Source organism: Pseudonocardia sp. ICBG162 (assembly GCF_020496225.1).
In the GTDB taxonomy this organism is placed as follows: domain Bacteria; phylum Actinomycetota; class Actinomycetes; order Mycobacteriales; family Pseudonocardiaceae; genus Pseudonocardia; species Pseudonocardia alni.
On the sequence record NZ_JAHLJD010000013.1, the window covers coordinates 1,517,189 to 1,532,757 of the forward strand.

Consider the following 15,569-nt stretch of genomic DNA (forward strand, 5'->3'; position numbering starts at 1 on the left):
CGGATCGGTGAGGGCCCCAGCGTAACGGTGGGGTCCGACGGTTCCGGCGACGGCGGCCGGGCACGATCGGGGTCCGCGTGTCGGGCCTGCTCACCCCCTGTCCACCCCGGACGACGGCGTGTCGCGGACGGCCCGGACGGCGGGTTAGGGTCGGGCCACGATGCCCACCACCCCCGAGCCGACGACGCCGCCGAGCACGGTGGTGTTCGACCTCGGCGAGGTGCTGGTGCCGTCCGCGGGCCTGGAGCGCCGGCTGGCCGGGGTGTTCGCCGTGCCCGAGCCCGCGCTGCGCGAGGCGTACTGGCGCCACCGCGCCCGGCACGACCTGGGCGACCCGCCGGACCGCTACTGGACCGCCGTCTGCACCGACCTGGGCCTGGCACCCGGGCGCGCCCGGATCGACGCCGCGGAGAAGGTGGACGTGACGCATCGGTCGACCCTGCCGCCGTCGTCGTCGATGCTGATCGCCGACCTCGCGCGGGCCCGGGTGCGCCTCGCCGTGCTGTCCAACGCGCCGCGCGGGCTGGCCTCCGCGGTGCGTGCCGCGGCCTGGAGCAGCCCGTTCGACCGGTTGCTGTTCTCCGCCGACGTGGGCGCCGCGAAACCGTCGCAGGACATCTTCCGGCGCGCCGACGTCGAGTTCGGCACCGCGCCGGAGCAGGTGCTGTTCTTCGACGACCGCGTCGACAACGTCCGCGCCGCGTCCGCGCACGGCTGGGACGCCCACCGCTGGGAGGGCGCCGCCCGGGCCGTGCGGGTGCTGCGCGAGCGCGGGGTGCTGGGCTGACCGGTCCCCCGGGACCCTCCGCCAGCGACGGTGCGGCCCCGTGGGTCCGTCGACCGCAGGCACCGTCGGCTCATGATCGGCACACATGCAGTGATCGGTGCCGGATGTGGCACCGATCGCTTCCATCACGGCGATCATGGCCGGGCTCGGGGCCGGGCGGCCGGGGCCGGAGCCGCGACCGGGCGACCCCATGATCGACGTCTGTGCAGCGATCGGTGCCACATCCGGCACCGATCGGCTCGGTCGTGGTGATCATGGCCAGGCGGCCGGGAAAACCGGTACCACCGGAGACGCGGTACCCGAGATCGGCGCATGCGCAGCGATCGGTGCCGCATCCGGCACCGATCACATCCGTCGCGGCGATCATGACCGTCGGAACCGGCACGAGGTTCGCGCGCAGCCGGGCCGGACGGGCGCGGGTGGGCCGGCACCGGCCGACCCCCATGATCGACGTCTGTGCAGTGAACGGTGCCGCGGCCGGCACCGATCGCTTCCGTAACGGTGATCATGGCCAGGCTGCCGGGGTGGCCAGGGCCGCGCGGCCGGACGGGGCCGGGCACAGGCGGGCAGAAGCCAGGGTCGGCCAGAGACCGCGAGGCCGGATGAGGTCCGCGGCCGGACAGAGGCCAGGTCGAACGAGGGGCCAGGGCAGGGAACGCGGCTCAGGGACGCGCTCGGCCCGGGGACGAGCGCAGCTCAGGGGACGGGGCCGTCGTCGGGCGGCGGGCTCGCGGTGGTGGTCTGCTCCGGCAGCAGCGGCGACAGCGCCAGCTCCGGTGCGCCGGTCCCGGCCGGCGCGGCCTGCACACCGCGCACCCCCGGGCGCGCGGCGAGCGCCTCGAGCCCGGCCCGGTCGGCGGTCACGACCAGCGCGATGACGCAGGCGCAGCCCGGGCCGGCGAGCGCGCGTCGCTCGGCGGCGCCGACGGCGGCCCGCCGGGTCAGTGCCGCGCGGGCCACCGGGGTGGCCGCTCCCCCGCCGTCGCGGGCGGCGCGGTCGGCGTCGGCCTCGGCGGCGTAGGCGGCCCGCTCCCGGGCGACGCCGAGCGCGGCCGCCGGGTCCCCGGTGCCGGTGACCGGCTCGAACCGCAGCGCGGTCTGCACCCGGTCGAAGGGCACGCGGAACACCGCGGTCGTGGTCTGCGTCCCGGAGCCCGCGGCCGCGGCGTCGGACGGGGTCAGCGGGCGGGTGAACTGCACGAGCGCGGGCACGGACACCCCCGGTGCGGGCAGCGTCGCGGGCAGCCCGGCGAGGTAGCCGGCGACGTCCTGGCCGGGGTCGGGACCCAGCCGCACCGACCCCGTCGCCGCCGGGGGCCCGGCCGACGGCCCGGACCCGGCGGCCCAGACCGCACCGAGGAACACCACCGCCATCGCCGCGGCGATCCACGCCCAGGCCCGGGTGCTCAGACCGGTCACGTGTCAGTCCCGCAGGACGTCCAGCGCCGCGTCGAGGTCGGCCGGGTAGGGGCTGGTGAACTCGACGTGCCGCCCGTCGGCAGGGTGGGCGAACCCGAGTGTGCGGGCGTGCAGCCACTGCCGGGACAGCCCGACCCGCTTGGCCAGCGTCGGGTCGGCGCCGTAGGTGATGTCGCCGACGCAGGGGTGGCGCAGCGCGGAGAAGTGCACCCGGATCTGGTGGGTGCGCCCGGTCTCCAGGTGCACGTCGAGCAGGCTCGCCGAGCGGAACGCCTCGATGGTGTCGTAGTGGGTGACGCTGGGCTTGCCGCTCTGCATCACCGCGAACCGGTAGTCGTGGCGCGGGTGCCGGTCGATCGGGGCGTCGATCGTGCCCGACGACGGGTCCGGGTGCCCCTGCACGACGGCGTGGTAGCGCTTGTCGACGGTGCGTTCCTTGAAGGCCCGCTTGAGCTCGGTGTAGGCGTGCTCGGAGGTGGCGACGACCATCACCCCGGTGGTGCCGACGTCGAGCCGGTGCACGATGCCCTGCCGCTCGGCGGCGCCGGAGGTGGACAGCCGGAACCCGAGCGCGGCGAGCCCGCCGGTCACGGTCGGCCCGGTCCAGCCCGGGGAGGCGTGCGCGGCCACCCCGACCGGCTTGTCGACGACGACGATGTCGTCGTCGGAGTGCAGCACCGTCAGGCCCGCGACGACCTCCGCCGGGCCCTCGATGACCGCCGGCGCGGGGGCGTCGGGCAGCTCGACCTCCAGCCAGGACCCGCCGGGCAGCCGGTCGGACTTGCCGGCCTCGCGGCCGTCGACCGAGATCCGGCCGGACTCGGCCAGGGTGGCGACGACGGTCCGGGACAGGCCCAGCAGCCGGGACAGCCCGGCGTCGATCCGCATGCCGTCCAGCCCGTCGGGCACCGGCATGCTGCGTACCTCACCCACGTTCGCGACTCCCGTCGATCTCGATGCCGCGCACGGCCATCAGCACCAGCAGGATGCCGCCGCACACGATGCCGGTGTCGGCGATGTTGAACACGGGGAAGACGCTCCCGTCCGGGGAGAAGAAGGCCAGCATGTCCACGACGTGCCCGCGCATCGGTCCGGGTGCGCGGAAGAACCGGTCGACCAGGTTGCCCAGCGCACCGCCGAGGACCAGGCCGAGCCCGATCGCCCAGCCGGTCGAGGCGAGCCGCCGCGCGATCCGGATGATCACGCCGACGACGACCACGGCGACGATCGTCAGCACCCAGGTGTAGCCGGTGGCCATGGACCAGGCGGCGCCCGGGTTGCGCAGCAGCGTGAGGTAGAAGAACCCGTCGATCACGGTGACCGGCCGCTGCCCCTCGAGCGTGGCGACGGCGGCGATCTTGGTGACGAGGTCGAGCGCCAGCCACACCGTGGCGATGCCCGCCAGCAGCGCCACACCGCGCCGTCGTACGGCGGGGTCGATCGGCGCGGTGGGGGGTGGGGGGTCGGCACTCACACCCCTGATTATGCGGGTCGCCCCGACACCGCCGACCGGCCGGTCAGCCGCCCCGCCCGCTCGGCCGGCCCCTGCCCTCGTGCCAGCGGACCAGCTTGCCGCCACGGTCGACGTCGCGGATCCGCTGCTCGGTGTCCTCCCGGTTGTCCCGGGTGCTGACGACGAGGAACTGGTCACCCTCGCGCAGCCGGGTGTCCCCGCCCGGGGAGAACGCCTCGGCGTCGCGCACGACCAGGCTGACCGTGGCCCCGCGGGGCAGCCGCAGCTCGCGCAGGTAGACCCCGTGCAGCCGGGACCCGGGGGGCACCTTCACCTGCAGGAGCTCGGCGTCGACCTCGTCGAGCGGTGCGGCGTCGACCTCGACGCCGCGGGTGTCGGTGCGCGAGACCACCCCGAGCAGCCGTGCCACCCACGGCAGGCTGGTGCCCTGGACCAGGGTGAGCAGCACGACCAGCACGAACACGACGTCGACCAGCCGTTCGTTCTGCCCGCCGCCCTCGGTGACCGCGACGAGGGCGAGCACGATCGGCACGGCTCCGCGCAGCCCCGCCCAGGACAGGAACGCCTGCTCGCGCCAGGGCACCCGGAACGGCAGTGCGGCGGCGGCCACCGACAGCGGCCGCGCGGCGAGCAGGACGACCGCGGCGCAGATCAGCGCGGGCACCACGGCCGCGGGCAGCCGCTCGGGCACCGCGTACAGGCCGAGCAGCACGAACAGCCCGATCTGGGCGATCCACCCGGTGCCCTCGGCGAAGGAGACGACGCCGCTGCGGTGCGGCAGGCGGGCGTTGCCCAGCACCAGCGCGGCGCAGTAGGTGGCGAGCAGCCCCGAGGCGTGCACGCCCTGCCCGGCGGCGAAGGCCAGCAGGCAGGACGCGATCGCCGCGAGCGGGTACAGACCGGTCGACGGCAGCGCGGCGCGGCGCAGCGTCCACGCCGAGCCCAGCCCGAGCAGCACGCCGACGACGGCGCCCGCGACGAGCTCGTAGACGATCAGCAGCGGCGTCGTCCAGCTGATGGCCTCGGTCCCGGCCAGGACGACGACGGCGATCACCACCGGCGCGTCGTTCATCCCGGACTCGAGCTCCAGGGTCCCGGCGAGGCGTTGCGGAACGGCGACCCCGCGCAGCACGGAGAACACCGCGGCGGCGTCGGTGGAGGACAGCACCGCGCCCCACAGCAGCGCGGTGCGCCACTCCAGGTCGAGCAGCAGGTGCAGCAGCCCGCCCGCGACGGCGATCGACACCAGCACCGACAGCGTCGACAGCAGCAGCCCGAGCCCGAGCGCGGGCCGCACCGCCGACCAGCGGGTGGTGAGCCCGCCCTCGGTGAGGATCAGCACGAGCGCGGTGAGGCCGAGGGACTCGGTGAGGCCGGTGTCGTCGAACGGGATGCCCAGCACGGACTCGCCGAGCAGCACGCCGATGCCCAGGTAGAGCAGCAGCGACGGCAGGCCGAGCCGCACCGAGACGCGCACCGCGAGCACGCCGAGCAGCAGCACCCCCGCGGAGATGCCGAGCAGCAGTTCCAGACTCACCGGGGCCCCCTGCTCAGGGCGACCAGGTCAGGGTGACGGCGTCGGTGCGCCGCGGCGGGAGGTCCACCAGCGCGGCGGCGACCTCCCCGACGCGGTCGGCGGGCAGGCAGAGCCGGCGGGTGACCCAGGCGGCGTCGTGCGGCAGGCGGGCCGCCCGGGTCCAGGTCAGGACCTCCGGGTCGACGCCCTGCTGTTCGCGCAGCACCGCGACGGCGTCGTCGTGGGTCGCCGACGGCGGCCGGACCACGTCGTGGAAGCGCACCCACAGCGGGTCCAGCCAGGCCAGCGGGTGCTCGGTCAGCATCTCGACCACGACGCCGCCGATCCCGCCCCGGGTGCGGACGGCGCCTGTCAGCGCGGCGAGGAACGGGGGCAGGTCGACGACGTTGTGCAGCACGTGGTGGCAGACGACGACGTCGTGCCGCCCGGCGTCGGCGGCCGCATCGGGCCAGCTGCCGTGCACGGTGCCGTGGGGCAGGTCCCGGGCGCGGGCCGCCGCGGTGAACACCGCCAGCATGTCGGCCTGCCGGTCGACGCCGACCACCCGCGCCACCGGCGACGGCTCGGGCCACGCCGCGCCGAACGCGGCGTCCCCGCCCCCGCAGCCGACGTCGAGCACCGACGCCCCGGCGCAGGTCCACGCGGCGGCACGCTCGGCGATCGCCCGCGCGACCCGGTGCGACGGCGTGACGGCCGGCTCCGCCGGCGGGGTGAAGTCGGCGGGGTCGTGGGTCCACGGGTCGGCGGGGGCGTGGCGGAGGACGCGGTCGGGGATCCCGCGGCCGGTCTGGCGTTCCCACCACCGTTCCGCCGCGTCACCCATGGGGTGAGGATAGGGCCCGGTGGTTCTGCGGAGTCCCGGCCGGTCCCGGTCGGCCAGACTGCCCCCGTGCCCGATCGATCCCGTCCGCCCCGGTGGTGGCTGCCGCTCGTCGTCGCCGTCGCGGTCGTCCCCACCGCGCTGGTGCTGTGGTCGCAGCACGAGCCGCTGCCGTCACCGGCCGAGGGCGCGGCGCTGCTGGTCGAGGCGGCGACGGGCCGGGAGCACTCCGGCGTCACCGCCGACTGCCGGGTCCTGGACGGTGACGACCCGGTCCTCGGCTGCCGGATGCGCGACGACGAGGGCCGCCACGGCTGGGGCACCGTGCGCGTCGACGAGACGTGGGTGGAGGGCTCCCGCGGGCGCACCCCGCAGGACGTCGTGCGGACCCGCTGGGACGTCCCGGTGTCCGCCGACGGCGTCGCGGAGCTGGACGTGGTCGTCCCCGGCGTCGGCCCCGGCCCGACCGGGACCGACACGCTGGCCGGGGTCCTGATGTTCGCCGTGCGCGACCCGCTGCGCGCCGCGGGCCACGACGCGGTGCTCCTGACCCCGCGCTGCCCGCCGGTGCCCGAGGGCGCGACGGTCGCGTGCCGGGTCGACGGGGTCCCGGCGACCGTCGAGGTCACCCGGGTCTCCGGCGCCGACCACCGCGTCCGTCTCACGGTGACACCCCGCCCCTGAGCGGTGGTCGGCGCCGGTACCGGTCAGGCGCGGGCGACCGCGGCCGACAGCGTGACCGACGCGCCGTCGGGGCCGACGACCTGCCCGCTCGACGCGCCGTCGCCGGCGGCGCCGTAGGCGACCGAGGTCGCCAGCACCTCACCGGCGACGAACGCCTCGTGGGTCCGGACGGCGTCGAGCACCGCGTCGGGCCCGTCGAGGGTCAGCGCGATCCGGTCGGACACGTCCAGGCCCGCGTCGCGGCGGGCCTGCTGCACGACGCGCACGACGTCGCGGGCGGTGCCCTCCGCGGCCAGCTCCGGCGTCACCGTGGTGTCGAGGACGACGAGCCCCGCGTTCCCGGGCAGGGCCTGGGTCCGCTCCGGGTCGGCGGCGACGAGCTTCTCGGTGAACTCGCCCGGCTGCAGCGCGATCCCCGCGGCGACGACGGTGTCGCCCTCCTGGGTCCACTCCCCCGCCTTGACCGCGCGGATGCAGGTCTGGACGTCCTTGCCCAGGCGCGGTCCGGCGACCCGGGCGTTGACGGCGATCTCGAACCGGCCGTGCGTGGCGACGTCGTCGGTCAGCTCGACCGAGCGGACGTTGACCTCGTCGGCGAGCAGCCCGGTGAAGTCCTCCAGCGCCTTGGCGTCGGTCGCGGCGACGGTGAGCGCGGGCAGCGGCTGGCGCACCCGCACCTTCGCGGACTTGCGCAGCGACAGCGCCGCGCTCGCGACCTGCCGGATCCGGTCCATCCCGGCGACGAGGTCGGCGTCGTGGGGCAGCCCGGCTCCGGCCTCGCGGTGCGAGACCGACGGGTCGGACCCGGCGGGCCAGTCGGTGAGGTGCACCGACCGCTCCCCCGTGAGACCGCGCCAGACGGCCTCGGTGGTCAGCGGCAGCAGCGGCGCCGCGACCCGGCAGGTCACCTCCAGCACGGTGTGCAGGGTGTCGACGGCGTCGCGGCGCACCGCGTCGTCGCTCGACCAGAACCGCTCGCGGGACCGGCGCACGTACCAGTTGGTGAGGGTCTCGGCGTGGTCGCGGATCCGGTCGCAGGCCCCGGCGATGTCGTAGGCGTCCATGGCCGCGGTGACGCCGTCGACGAGGTCGGCGGTCTTGGCCAGCACGTACCGGTCGAGTACGTGCGGGCTGTCGGTGCGGAACGTGCCGCGCTCCCCGCCGGCGTAGAGCGACAGGAAGTACCAGGTGTTCCACAGCGGCAGGATCGCCTGGCGGACGCCCTCGCGGATGCCCTGCTCGGTGACGACGAGGTTGCCGCCGCGCAGGATCGGGCTCGCCATGAGGAACCACCGCATGGCGTCGCTGCCGTCGCGGTCGAAGACCTCGTTGACGTCGGGGTAGTTCTTGCGCGACTTGGACATCTTCGCGCCGTCGTCGCCCAGGACGATGCCGTGCGCGACGCAGTTGCGGAACGCGGGCCGGTCGAACAGGGCGGTGGCCAGCACGTGCAGCGTGTAGAACCAGCCGCGGGTCTGGCCGTTGTACTCGACGATGAAGTCGCCCGGGTAGTGGTGCTCGAACCAGTCGCGGTTCTCGAACGGGTAGTGGACCTGCGCGAACGGCATCGAGCCGGACTCGAACCAGCAGTCGAGCACCTCCGGCACCCGGCGCATGGTCGAGCTGCCGGTGGGGTCGTCCGGGTTGGGCCGGGTCAGCTGGTCGACGTAGGGCCGGTGCAGGTCGGTCGGGCGCACGCCGAAGTCGCGCTCGATCTCGTCGAGCGAGCCGTAGACGTCGGTGCGCGGGTAGCGCGGGTCGTCGGACTGCCACACCGGGATCGGGCTGCCCCAGTAGCGGTTGCGGGAGATGCCCCAGTCGCGGGCGCCCTCCAGCCACTTGCCGAACTGGCCGTCGCGCACGTGCGCGGGCGTCCAGTCGATCTCCTGGTTGAGCTCGACCATCCGGTCCCGGAACCGGGTGACGCGCACGAACCAGGAGTCGACGGCGCGCTGGATCAGCGCGTTGCCGCAGCGCCAGCAGTGCGGGTACGGGTGGTCGTAGGTCTCGTGGCGCAGCAGGACGCCCTGCGCGTGCGCGTTGCCGTCCTTGAGGTCGCGGATGACCTGCGGGTTCGCGTCGAACACCTGCATGCCGGCGTACGGCGGGACCTCGGTGGTGAACTCGCCGCGGGAGTCGACCGGGTTGACGACCTCGATGCCGGCCGCGTCGGTGACCTCCTTGTCCTCCTCACCGAAGGCGGGGGCGATGTGGACCAGGCCGGTGCCGTCCTCGGTGGTGACGTAGTCCGCGGCCAGCACGCGGTGGGCGTTCTCGCGGCCGGTGAAGAAGTCGAACGGCGGGGTGTAGCCCGCGCCGAGCAGGTCGGCCCCCTTCACCCGCGCCAGGACCGGCGGCTCCTCCCCCAGCTCGCGGGCGTACGCGGCGACCCGGGCCTCCGCGAGCAGCCAGCGCTCGGAGTCCGCCTCCACCACCACGTAGTCGACGTCGGGGTGCACGGCCATGGCGAGGTTCGACGGCAGGGTCCACGGGGTCGTCGTCCAGACCAGGGCGAGGACGCCGTCGGTCTCCGGGCGGTCCGGCGTCGACAGGCGCAGCCCGACGGTGACGGCCGGGTCCTGCCGGTCCAGGTAGACGTCGTCCATCTTGGTCTCGGTGGCGCTCAGCGGCGTCTCGCAGCGCCAGCAGTACCAGAGCACCCGGAAGCCGGAGTAGACGAGCCCCTTGTCCCACAACGACTTGAACGCCCAGAGGACGGACTCCATGTAGTCCAGGTCCAGGGTCTTGTAGTCGTTGTCGAAGTCGACCCAGCGGGCCTGGCGGGTCACGTAGTCGCGCCACTCGCCGGTGTAGCGCAGCACGGAGGTGCGGCACGCCTCGTTGAACGCGGCGACGCCCATCTCATCGATCTCGGACTTGTGCTTGATGCCGAGCTGGTTCTCGGTCTCGACCTCGGCGGGCAGGCCGTGGGTGTCCCAGCCGAAGCGGCGCTCGACCCGGTGGCCGCGCATGGTGCGGTACCGCGGGACGACATCCTTGACGTAGCCGGTCAGCAGGTGGCCGTAGTGCGGCAGACCGTTGGCGAAGGGCGGGCCGTCGTAGAAGACGTACTCGTCGGCCCCGTTCTCGCCGGCGGGGCGCCGGTCGACGGAGGCGCGGAAGGTGTCGTCGGTGTCCCACGACGCGAGCACGTCCTGCTCGAGCGTCGGGAACGACGGGTGCGCCGGGACGTCGGGATAGCCGCTCACGTGTGTCGCTCCTCGTGCGTGCTCTCGCTTCGCACGGGGACGACGACGGCTCTGGAGAGCCGTGCCGCGGTACCACCCCGCTTGCCCGTGCACGGGTGCACGGGCCTCTCGTTCGACGGCGATGACGGGCCGCACCCGTCCGGTTCTACTCCGGCCGGGGGCCGTTTCTTCCGGAGGCTCCCCGGTGATGGCCGGATCGGTGCCTGTGGAACCAGGGTAGCGCGCAGCCGCGCCCCGTTATTCCGTGGGGCGCGCCGCGCCGCTGGTCAGCGGGCCTGGGCGGGGTGGCGCTCGCCGAGGGTCCGGTTCGGTGCGCACCAGCCGCACGGGGTGAACCCGAGCTCGACGGCCTCGCTGACGGGCAGCGGGATCACCGGGCGTCCGGTGAGCGCGCGGCAGGTCTGCACGTGGTAGCGGGGGTGTTCGTCGATGACGAGCACCTCGTCGGGCAGGCGCGCGGCGAGTGCAGCGAGGGTCGGGTCGCGCGGCTCCTCCGGGGAGTCGCCGTCCGTCCCGGTGGGCGCGTCGGCCCCGGCGGTGTCGGCCGGGGTGCCGTTCGTGTCCGCGCCGGATCCGGCGGGCGTGCCCGCGGGTGTCCCGGCCCGGGTGTCGTCGGCCGGGGCCCCGGAGCCCGCGGCCGCGGCGCCCGCGGGCACGGCGGCGTCGGGAAGGCCCGCACCGGACGGGCTGCCCCCGCCCGGACCACCGGGTGCGCCCGCGGCGCGGGTCGCCGTGGTGGCGTCGGCCGCTCCGGGGGTGCGGGTCGCCGTGGTGGCGTCCGCCGCTCCGGGCGTGCGGGTCGCGGTGGTCGCGTCCGCCGCTCCCGGGACGTGGTCCGCCGTGGTCGCGTCCGCCGCTCCCGGAGCGCCGTTCGCGGTGGTCGCGTCCGCCGCTCCCGGGGTACGGGTCGCGGTGGTCGTGTCGGAGGGGCCGGACCGGCCCTCCGGGATGTCCGGCCGGTCGGATCCGGCGGCGGGCGGGGTGCCCGTGCCGGTGCCTCCCGTGCCGTCGGCGCCCGAGCCGGTACCCGACCCCGAGCCGAAGCCCGGGTCGTCGGCACCGTCGTGGGCACCGGAGCGTGCTGCCGGGTCGGCGCCCGACCCGCCGTCGCGTCCGGCTGCCACGGCACCGGCCGCCCCGGCGGCGACCGCGCCTGCGGCTGCCGCCGTCACGGCCGACGTCGTGCCGGCGGCGCCGGTTCCGGTCGGCCGCGAGTCGGTCGCCCGCGTCGTCGCCTCGGCGAGCGGCTCCGCGGTGCCGGGTTCGGCGGGGCCGGACCGTGCCGGGTCGCCGCCACGACCCGCACCGCCCTCCCCGTCCGGTCCCGCCGACGCGTCCGGTCCCGCCGGGGCGCCCGCGTGCGACGCGGCCACCCCGCTCGGGTCGGCCGCGTCCTCGGCCCCGGAATCGGTCACCGTGCGTGACGAAAGTCCACCCGATCGAGATGCGCCGGGCGGTCCCTCCGCAGAGCCGGACGGCCTGACAACCGGCATCTGGATGGTCTGGTCGGTCGCGTTCTGCGCCGCCTCGGGCGTACCCGAGGCCGCGCCGCTGTCCGGCCGGACGACCGGCAGGACCTGCGTCGCGGGCTCCATGTCGGCGCCGTAGCGCGCCTCCATGTCGGCCCGGTCGGCCCGGTCCGGCGCCGCGGGGGCACCGGTGCCACGACCGGAGGCGTCGGCCTCCGCCCGGTCACCGGCCTTCACCGCGGCACGGGTCTGCCACCAGTCGTAGGCGAGCACCAGGCCCGCGATCAGGCTGATGACCGCCGATGTCCACGCCAGTGCCACCACGTGCAGGAACCATCCTGCGAGCAGCAGCACCAGCGCGATGACCACGAGGATCAGGACCAGCACCAGCATCGGCGAACTCCGTCGGTCGGCAGCGGCACCTGTCCGCTACCCGGTCGTCGTCGGTCGTCCCCGGCGCCTCGGCGGCGCCGTGGGGCGGTCAGCTCCCGGTGTCGGCCCGCTGGCCGTACCCGGAGGCGGCGTACCCGCCGTTCGAGCCCGACCTGGTGGCACCGGTGCCGTCCGACGGGGCAGCGGAACCGCGACCCTCCAGGTCACGCAGCTGCGACTCCAGGTAGGTCTTCAGGCGGGTGCGGTACTCCCGCTCGAAGGTCCGGAGCTCGTCGATCTTCTTCTCCAGAACGGACTTGTCGCGCTGGATGGCGCCCATGATCTCGTTCTGCTTGCGCTCGGCCTCACTGACCAGGCCGGACGCCTTCTCGCGCGACTGGCGCTCGAGCGTCTCGGCCCGCGTGCGGGCGTCGTTGAGCATGGTCTCGGCACGCGAGCGCGCGTCGTTGACCAGGCCGTCGGCCTTCGTCCGGGCGTCCGACAGGAGCTGCTCGGACTTGTTCCGGGCGTCCGACAGCATCGTGTCGGCCTCGTTCTTGGCCTCCGCGGTCAGGCGGTCCGCCATCTCCTGGGCGAGGCCCAGGACCTTGGCGGCCTGCACGTGGTGGTCACCGCCGTCGGCATCGGCGGGGCCGGCACCGGCCAGCTGCGGAGCGGGAGCACCCGCACCACGGCCCATCGGCGACGGGGAGGCGGCCAGGGCCTGGGTCTGCGCCGGAGCCGGCTGGCTCCGTGCCTCCTCCAGGTCGGCCTCGGCATCGCCGAGACGCTGCTCCAGCTGCGCGACCTGGTCGCGCAGGTCGTCGTTCTCCCCGATCAGCCGGGCCAGTTCGGCCTCGACCAGATCGAGGAAGGCGTCGACCTCGTCCTCGTTGTAACCCCGCTTCCCGATCGGGGGTTTGCTGAACGCGACGTTATGAACGTCGGCGGGCGTCAGCGGCATCGGATCACCTCATGCGGTCCTCGGCGGCACTCCCGGGTGACTGGGGCTCATCCCAGGAGCTGTGATCTGACGGCGCTCATCGAGATGAACACCACCAGCAACAGAACCATAATCGACAGGTCCAGTCCTACGCCTCCGATACGGACCACGGGGATCACTCTCCGCAGCAACTTGACCGGAGGGTCGGTCACGGTGAAGACGACCTCGAGCGCCACGGCGGGCGCTCCGGCGGGTCGCCACTGGCGCGCGAACGACCGGACCATCTCGACGACGATGCGGGCCGCGAGCAGCAGCCAGAAGAGGAACAGGATGTAGTAGATCAGCGTCAGGATCGGGTCGGCCACGACTCAATCCTGTCGGAAAGCTCCGCGCTCGGCGAGCCTCCGCGCGTCGTCCGCGGAGACCTCGACGTCGGCCGGGGTGAGAAGGAACACCCGGTCGGTGACCTTGTCGATGCTCCCGCGCAGGGCGAACGCCAGGCCCGCGGCGAAGTCCACCAGGCGTTTCGCGGCGGCGCCGTCCAGATCCGTGAGGTTCATGATGACGGGCACACCGTCGCGGTAGCGCTCGCCGATGGTGCGGGCCTCGTTGTAGCTGCGGGGGTGCAGCGTCGTGATCGACGCCGGTCCCGCGGCGGCCCGGTCGCGCTGCTCCGGCACCGGCGCGGGGGCCACGACGGGCTCGCTCCGCTCCTCGCGTGCCGGGCCCCGGAGGGTCTCCGGGTCCATCGCCAGCGCCCCGCGGACGGCCGCTCCGGCGCCCCCTCCGAGGGGGGTGGGAAGGCTCCCGCGCTCCGGGACCAGCCCGAGCGTCTCCCGCTCGCCGCGTGGATCCTGCCGCACGGCGCGCGCCGGACGGAGGGTCTCCCGCGCCGGGCGGGCGCCCCATCCGTCCTCGTAGCGGACCGCGGTCTCGTAGCGGTCGTCGTCGTAGGACGCCTGGTCGGCGAACCGACCGGCCCCGGCGGACCAACGGTCACCGCGCGGGCCGGCGTGGTGCTCGTGGCCGCCCCGGTAGTGATCCGGTTCGTCCACATAGTCCATCTCGTCGGCCGGGACCATGCCGAAGTACGCCTTCAGCCGGTACATCGCGCTCATCCGCTGTCCCCTCGCAGTACTGCTCGACTCCGTACGCGTCCCAACCGCACGCGCACCCCGCGTTCTGGCGACGGTCTCGCCGACGGTGCGGTGTCCGCCACCTGCTCAGTACCCACACCCACCAGCGATTACTCGGAGGCTATCCGCCGATCCCCCACAAGGGCCGTACCGACACGCACCACCGTCGATCCGTGACCGATCGCCGACTCCAGGTCCCCGCTCATCCCGGCCGACAGGACCGTCGCCCCGGGGTGCCGCCCGACGGTCTCCCGGTGCGCCTCGGCGATCCGCTCGAACGCCGCATCGGGCTCCCAGCCCAGCGGCGCGACGGCCATCAGCCCGGCCAGTTCCAGCCCCGGCAGCTCCGTGACCAGGTCCGTCAGCTCGACGAGCCCCTCCGGGGCGACGCCGCCGCGGTCGGCGTCGCCGTCGACGCTGTACTGCACGAGCACCGGCAGCGGGCCGCCGCGCTCCCCCGCGTCGCGGGCCTTCGCGACCTCCTTGTCGATCGCGCGGGCCAGCCGGGGCGAGTCGACGGAGTCGATCCGTGTCACCCACGGGAGCACCGTCCGTACCTTGTTCCGCTGCAGCCCGCCGACGAAGAACCAGTCCGGCACGGCGTCCGGGCGCAGCGCCCGGACCTCGTCCACCTTGGACGCCGCCTCCTGCGCGCGGTTCTCGGCGAAGGCATCCAGCCCGAGGTCGACCAGCGCGGCCACGTCGGCGGCCGGGATCGTCTTGGTGACGGCGAGCAGCCCGACCTCGGAGGGGTCGCGGCCGGCGGCGCGGCAGGCGTCGGCCACCCGCTCGCGGACGGCGGCCAGTCGGTCGGTCAGTTCGCCGACACGGTCGGCGGTGGGGGTGCGGGGATCGGACACGGCGTCCATCGTTCCCGCCCGCGGGGGCGCCCGCGAGCCCCGCGTGGCGTGGATCGCCGGACCGGGGTGCCGATCAGCGCGGGTCGAGCCAGGTGAGGGCGGCCTGGCGGCCGCAGCGGCCGTCGCGCCGGTGGCTGAACAGGTCCGGGTCCTCGACGGTGCAGCGCGGGTCGGTCGCGACCTTCGTGACGCCGAGGTCGGCGAGGCGGCGGGTGAGCCCGGCGCGCAGGTCCAGGCCGGCGGTGCCGGTGCGGGTGGTGGACGCGCTGCCCGGCAGTGCGGCGTCGACCTCGGCGCGCATGGCCGGGGGGACCTCGTAGCAGCGGCCGCAGACCGACGGCCCGAGCAGGACCTCCAGCCGGGCGGGCTGCGCGCCCAGTGCGGTCATCTCGGTCACGACGGCGTCGACGACGCCCGCCGCCGCGCCGACGCGGCCCGCGTGGGCCGCCCCGACGACGCCGGCGACCGGGTCGCCGAGCAGCACCGGCACGCAGTCGGCCGCGAGCACCGCGACCCCGAGCAGCGGCACGTCGGTGACGACGGCGTCGACGTCGGCGATGTCCGGGGCGACGCCACCGGTGCCGGGGCGGGCCCGCGGGGGCTCGCGCAGCACGGCGACGTCGCGGCCGTGGACCTGGTTCAGGAACACCAGCCCGGACAGGCCGAGCTCACGCACGACGCGGGCCCGGTTCCCGGTCACCGCGTCCGGGTCGTCACCGACTCCCGACGACAGGTTGAACGAGGTGAACGGGCCTTCGGACCGGCCGCCGGCCCGGGTGGTGGTGACCCGGCGGATCCGCGCGCGGCGGGTGCCGCCCGCGCGGGCCGCCGTGGCCGGTGTCGGTGAGTCCGGCACGCG

General features: G+C 75.1%; 14 protein-coding genes. 2 read left to right on the plus strand and 12 right to left on the minus strand.

What is annotated here, in order from left to right; translation table 11 throughout:
* Positions 1–160: 160 nt before the first annotated feature.
* Positions 161–787, plus strand: coding sequence for an HAD-IA family hydrolase (locus tag KPL60_RS10130; RefSeq protein WP_226356242.1), 627 nt, complete (start codon positions 161–163; stop codon positions 785–787).
* 696 nt (positions 788–1,483) lie between these two features.
* Here KPL60_RS10130 and KPL60_RS10135 read toward each other — a convergent pair.
* From KPL60_RS10135 to KPL60_RS10155, 5 genes are read right to left on the minus strand one after another with little or no spacing between them, the layout of a single operon-like run.
* Positions 1,484–2,206, minus strand: coding sequence for a hypothetical protein (locus KPL60_RS10135; protein ID WP_226365641.1), 723 nt, complete (start codon positions 2,204–2,206; stop codon positions 1,484–1,486).
* A 3-nt stretch (positions 2,207–2,209) separates the two neighbouring features.
* Positions 2,210–3,121 (minus strand): RluA family pseudouridine synthase, encoded by a 912-nt coding sequence (locus KPL60_RS10140; RefSeq protein WP_062404557.1) that lies wholly within the window; start codon positions 3,119–3,121, stop codon positions 2,210–2,212.
* A 10-nt stretch (positions 3,122–3,131) separates the two neighbouring features.
* Positions 3,132–3,680: a signal peptidase II gene (gene lspA, locus KPL60_RS10145; RefSeq protein WP_226356239.1), complete on the minus strand. Its 549-nt coding sequence runs from the start codon at positions 3,678–3,680 to the stop codon at positions 3,132–3,134.
* A 43-nt stretch (positions 3,681–3,723) separates the two neighbouring features.
* Positions 3,724–5,217 carry a potassium/proton antiporter gene (locus KPL60_RS10150; protein WP_226356238.1) on the minus strand — a complete coding sequence of 498 codons (1,494 nt, stop codon included), beginning with the start codon at positions 5,215–5,217 and terminating at the stop codon, positions 3,724–3,726.
* A gap of 13 nt (positions 5,218–5,230) precedes the next feature.
* Positions 5,231–6,040, minus strand: a complete 810-nt coding sequence (locus KPL60_RS10155) for a bifunctional 2-polyprenyl-6-hydroxyphenol methylase/3-demethylubiquinol 3-O-methyltransferase UbiG (protein WP_226365642.1) — start codon at positions 6,038–6,040, stop codon at positions 5,231–5,233.
* Positions 6,041–6,106: 66 nt separating this feature from the next.
* Here KPL60_RS10155 and KPL60_RS10160 point away from each other — a divergent pair, with 66 nt between their 5' ends.
* Complete coding sequence (locus KPL60_RS10160) at positions 6,107–6,721, plus strand: hypothetical protein (protein ID WP_226365643.1); 615 nt, start codon at positions 6,107–6,109, stop codon at positions 6,719–6,721.
* A 23-nt stretch (positions 6,722–6,744) separates the two neighbouring features.
* Here the strand turns inward: KPL60_RS10160 and ileS are convergent, their stop codons facing one another.
* From ileS to pgeF, 7 genes are all read right to left on the minus strand, one after another.
* Complete coding sequence (gene ileS, locus KPL60_RS10165; protein ID WP_226365644.1) at positions 6,745–9,930, minus strand: isoleucine--tRNA ligase; 3,186 nt, start codon at positions 9,928–9,930, stop codon at positions 6,745–6,747.
* A 266-nt stretch (positions 9,931–10,196) separates the two neighbouring features.
* On the minus strand, positions 10,197–11,792 hold the full coding sequence (locus tag KPL60_RS10170; protein WP_226365645.1) for a hypothetical protein: 1,596 nt from the start codon (positions 11,790–11,792) through the stop codon (positions 10,197–10,199).
* Positions 11,793–11,880: 88 nt separating this feature from the next.
* On the minus strand, positions 11,881–12,735 hold the full coding sequence (locus KPL60_RS10175; protein WP_073573917.1) for a DivIVA domain-containing protein: 855 nt from the start codon (positions 12,733–12,735) through the stop codon (positions 11,881–11,883).
* Positions 12,736–12,782: 47 nt separating this feature from the next.
* Positions 12,783–13,079, minus strand: coding sequence for a YggT family protein (locus KPL60_RS10180; protein ID WP_374228632.1), 297 nt, complete (start codon positions 13,077–13,079; stop codon positions 12,783–12,785).
* A gap of 3 nt (positions 13,080–13,082) precedes the next feature.
* A complete protein-coding gene (locus KPL60_RS10185) occupies positions 13,083–13,832 on the minus strand; it encodes a cell division protein SepF (protein ID WP_226356233.1) in 750 nt (249 codons plus the stop codon).
* A 128-nt stretch (positions 13,833–13,960) separates the two neighbouring features.
* Positions 13,961–14,719, minus strand: a complete 759-nt coding sequence (locus KPL60_RS10190) for a YggS family pyridoxal phosphate-dependent enzyme (protein ID WP_374228635.1) — start codon at positions 14,717–14,719, stop codon at positions 13,961–13,963.
* A 64-nt stretch (positions 14,720–14,783) separates the two neighbouring features.
* The gene (gene pgeF / locus KPL60_RS10195) at positions 14,784–15,566 is read right to left on the minus strand and encodes a peptidoglycan editing factor PgeF (RefSeq protein WP_226365647.1); all 783 of its coding nucleotides are present in this window, start codon (positions 15,564–15,566) and stop codon (positions 14,784–14,786) included.
* Positions 15,567–15,569 lie beyond the last annotated feature (3 nt).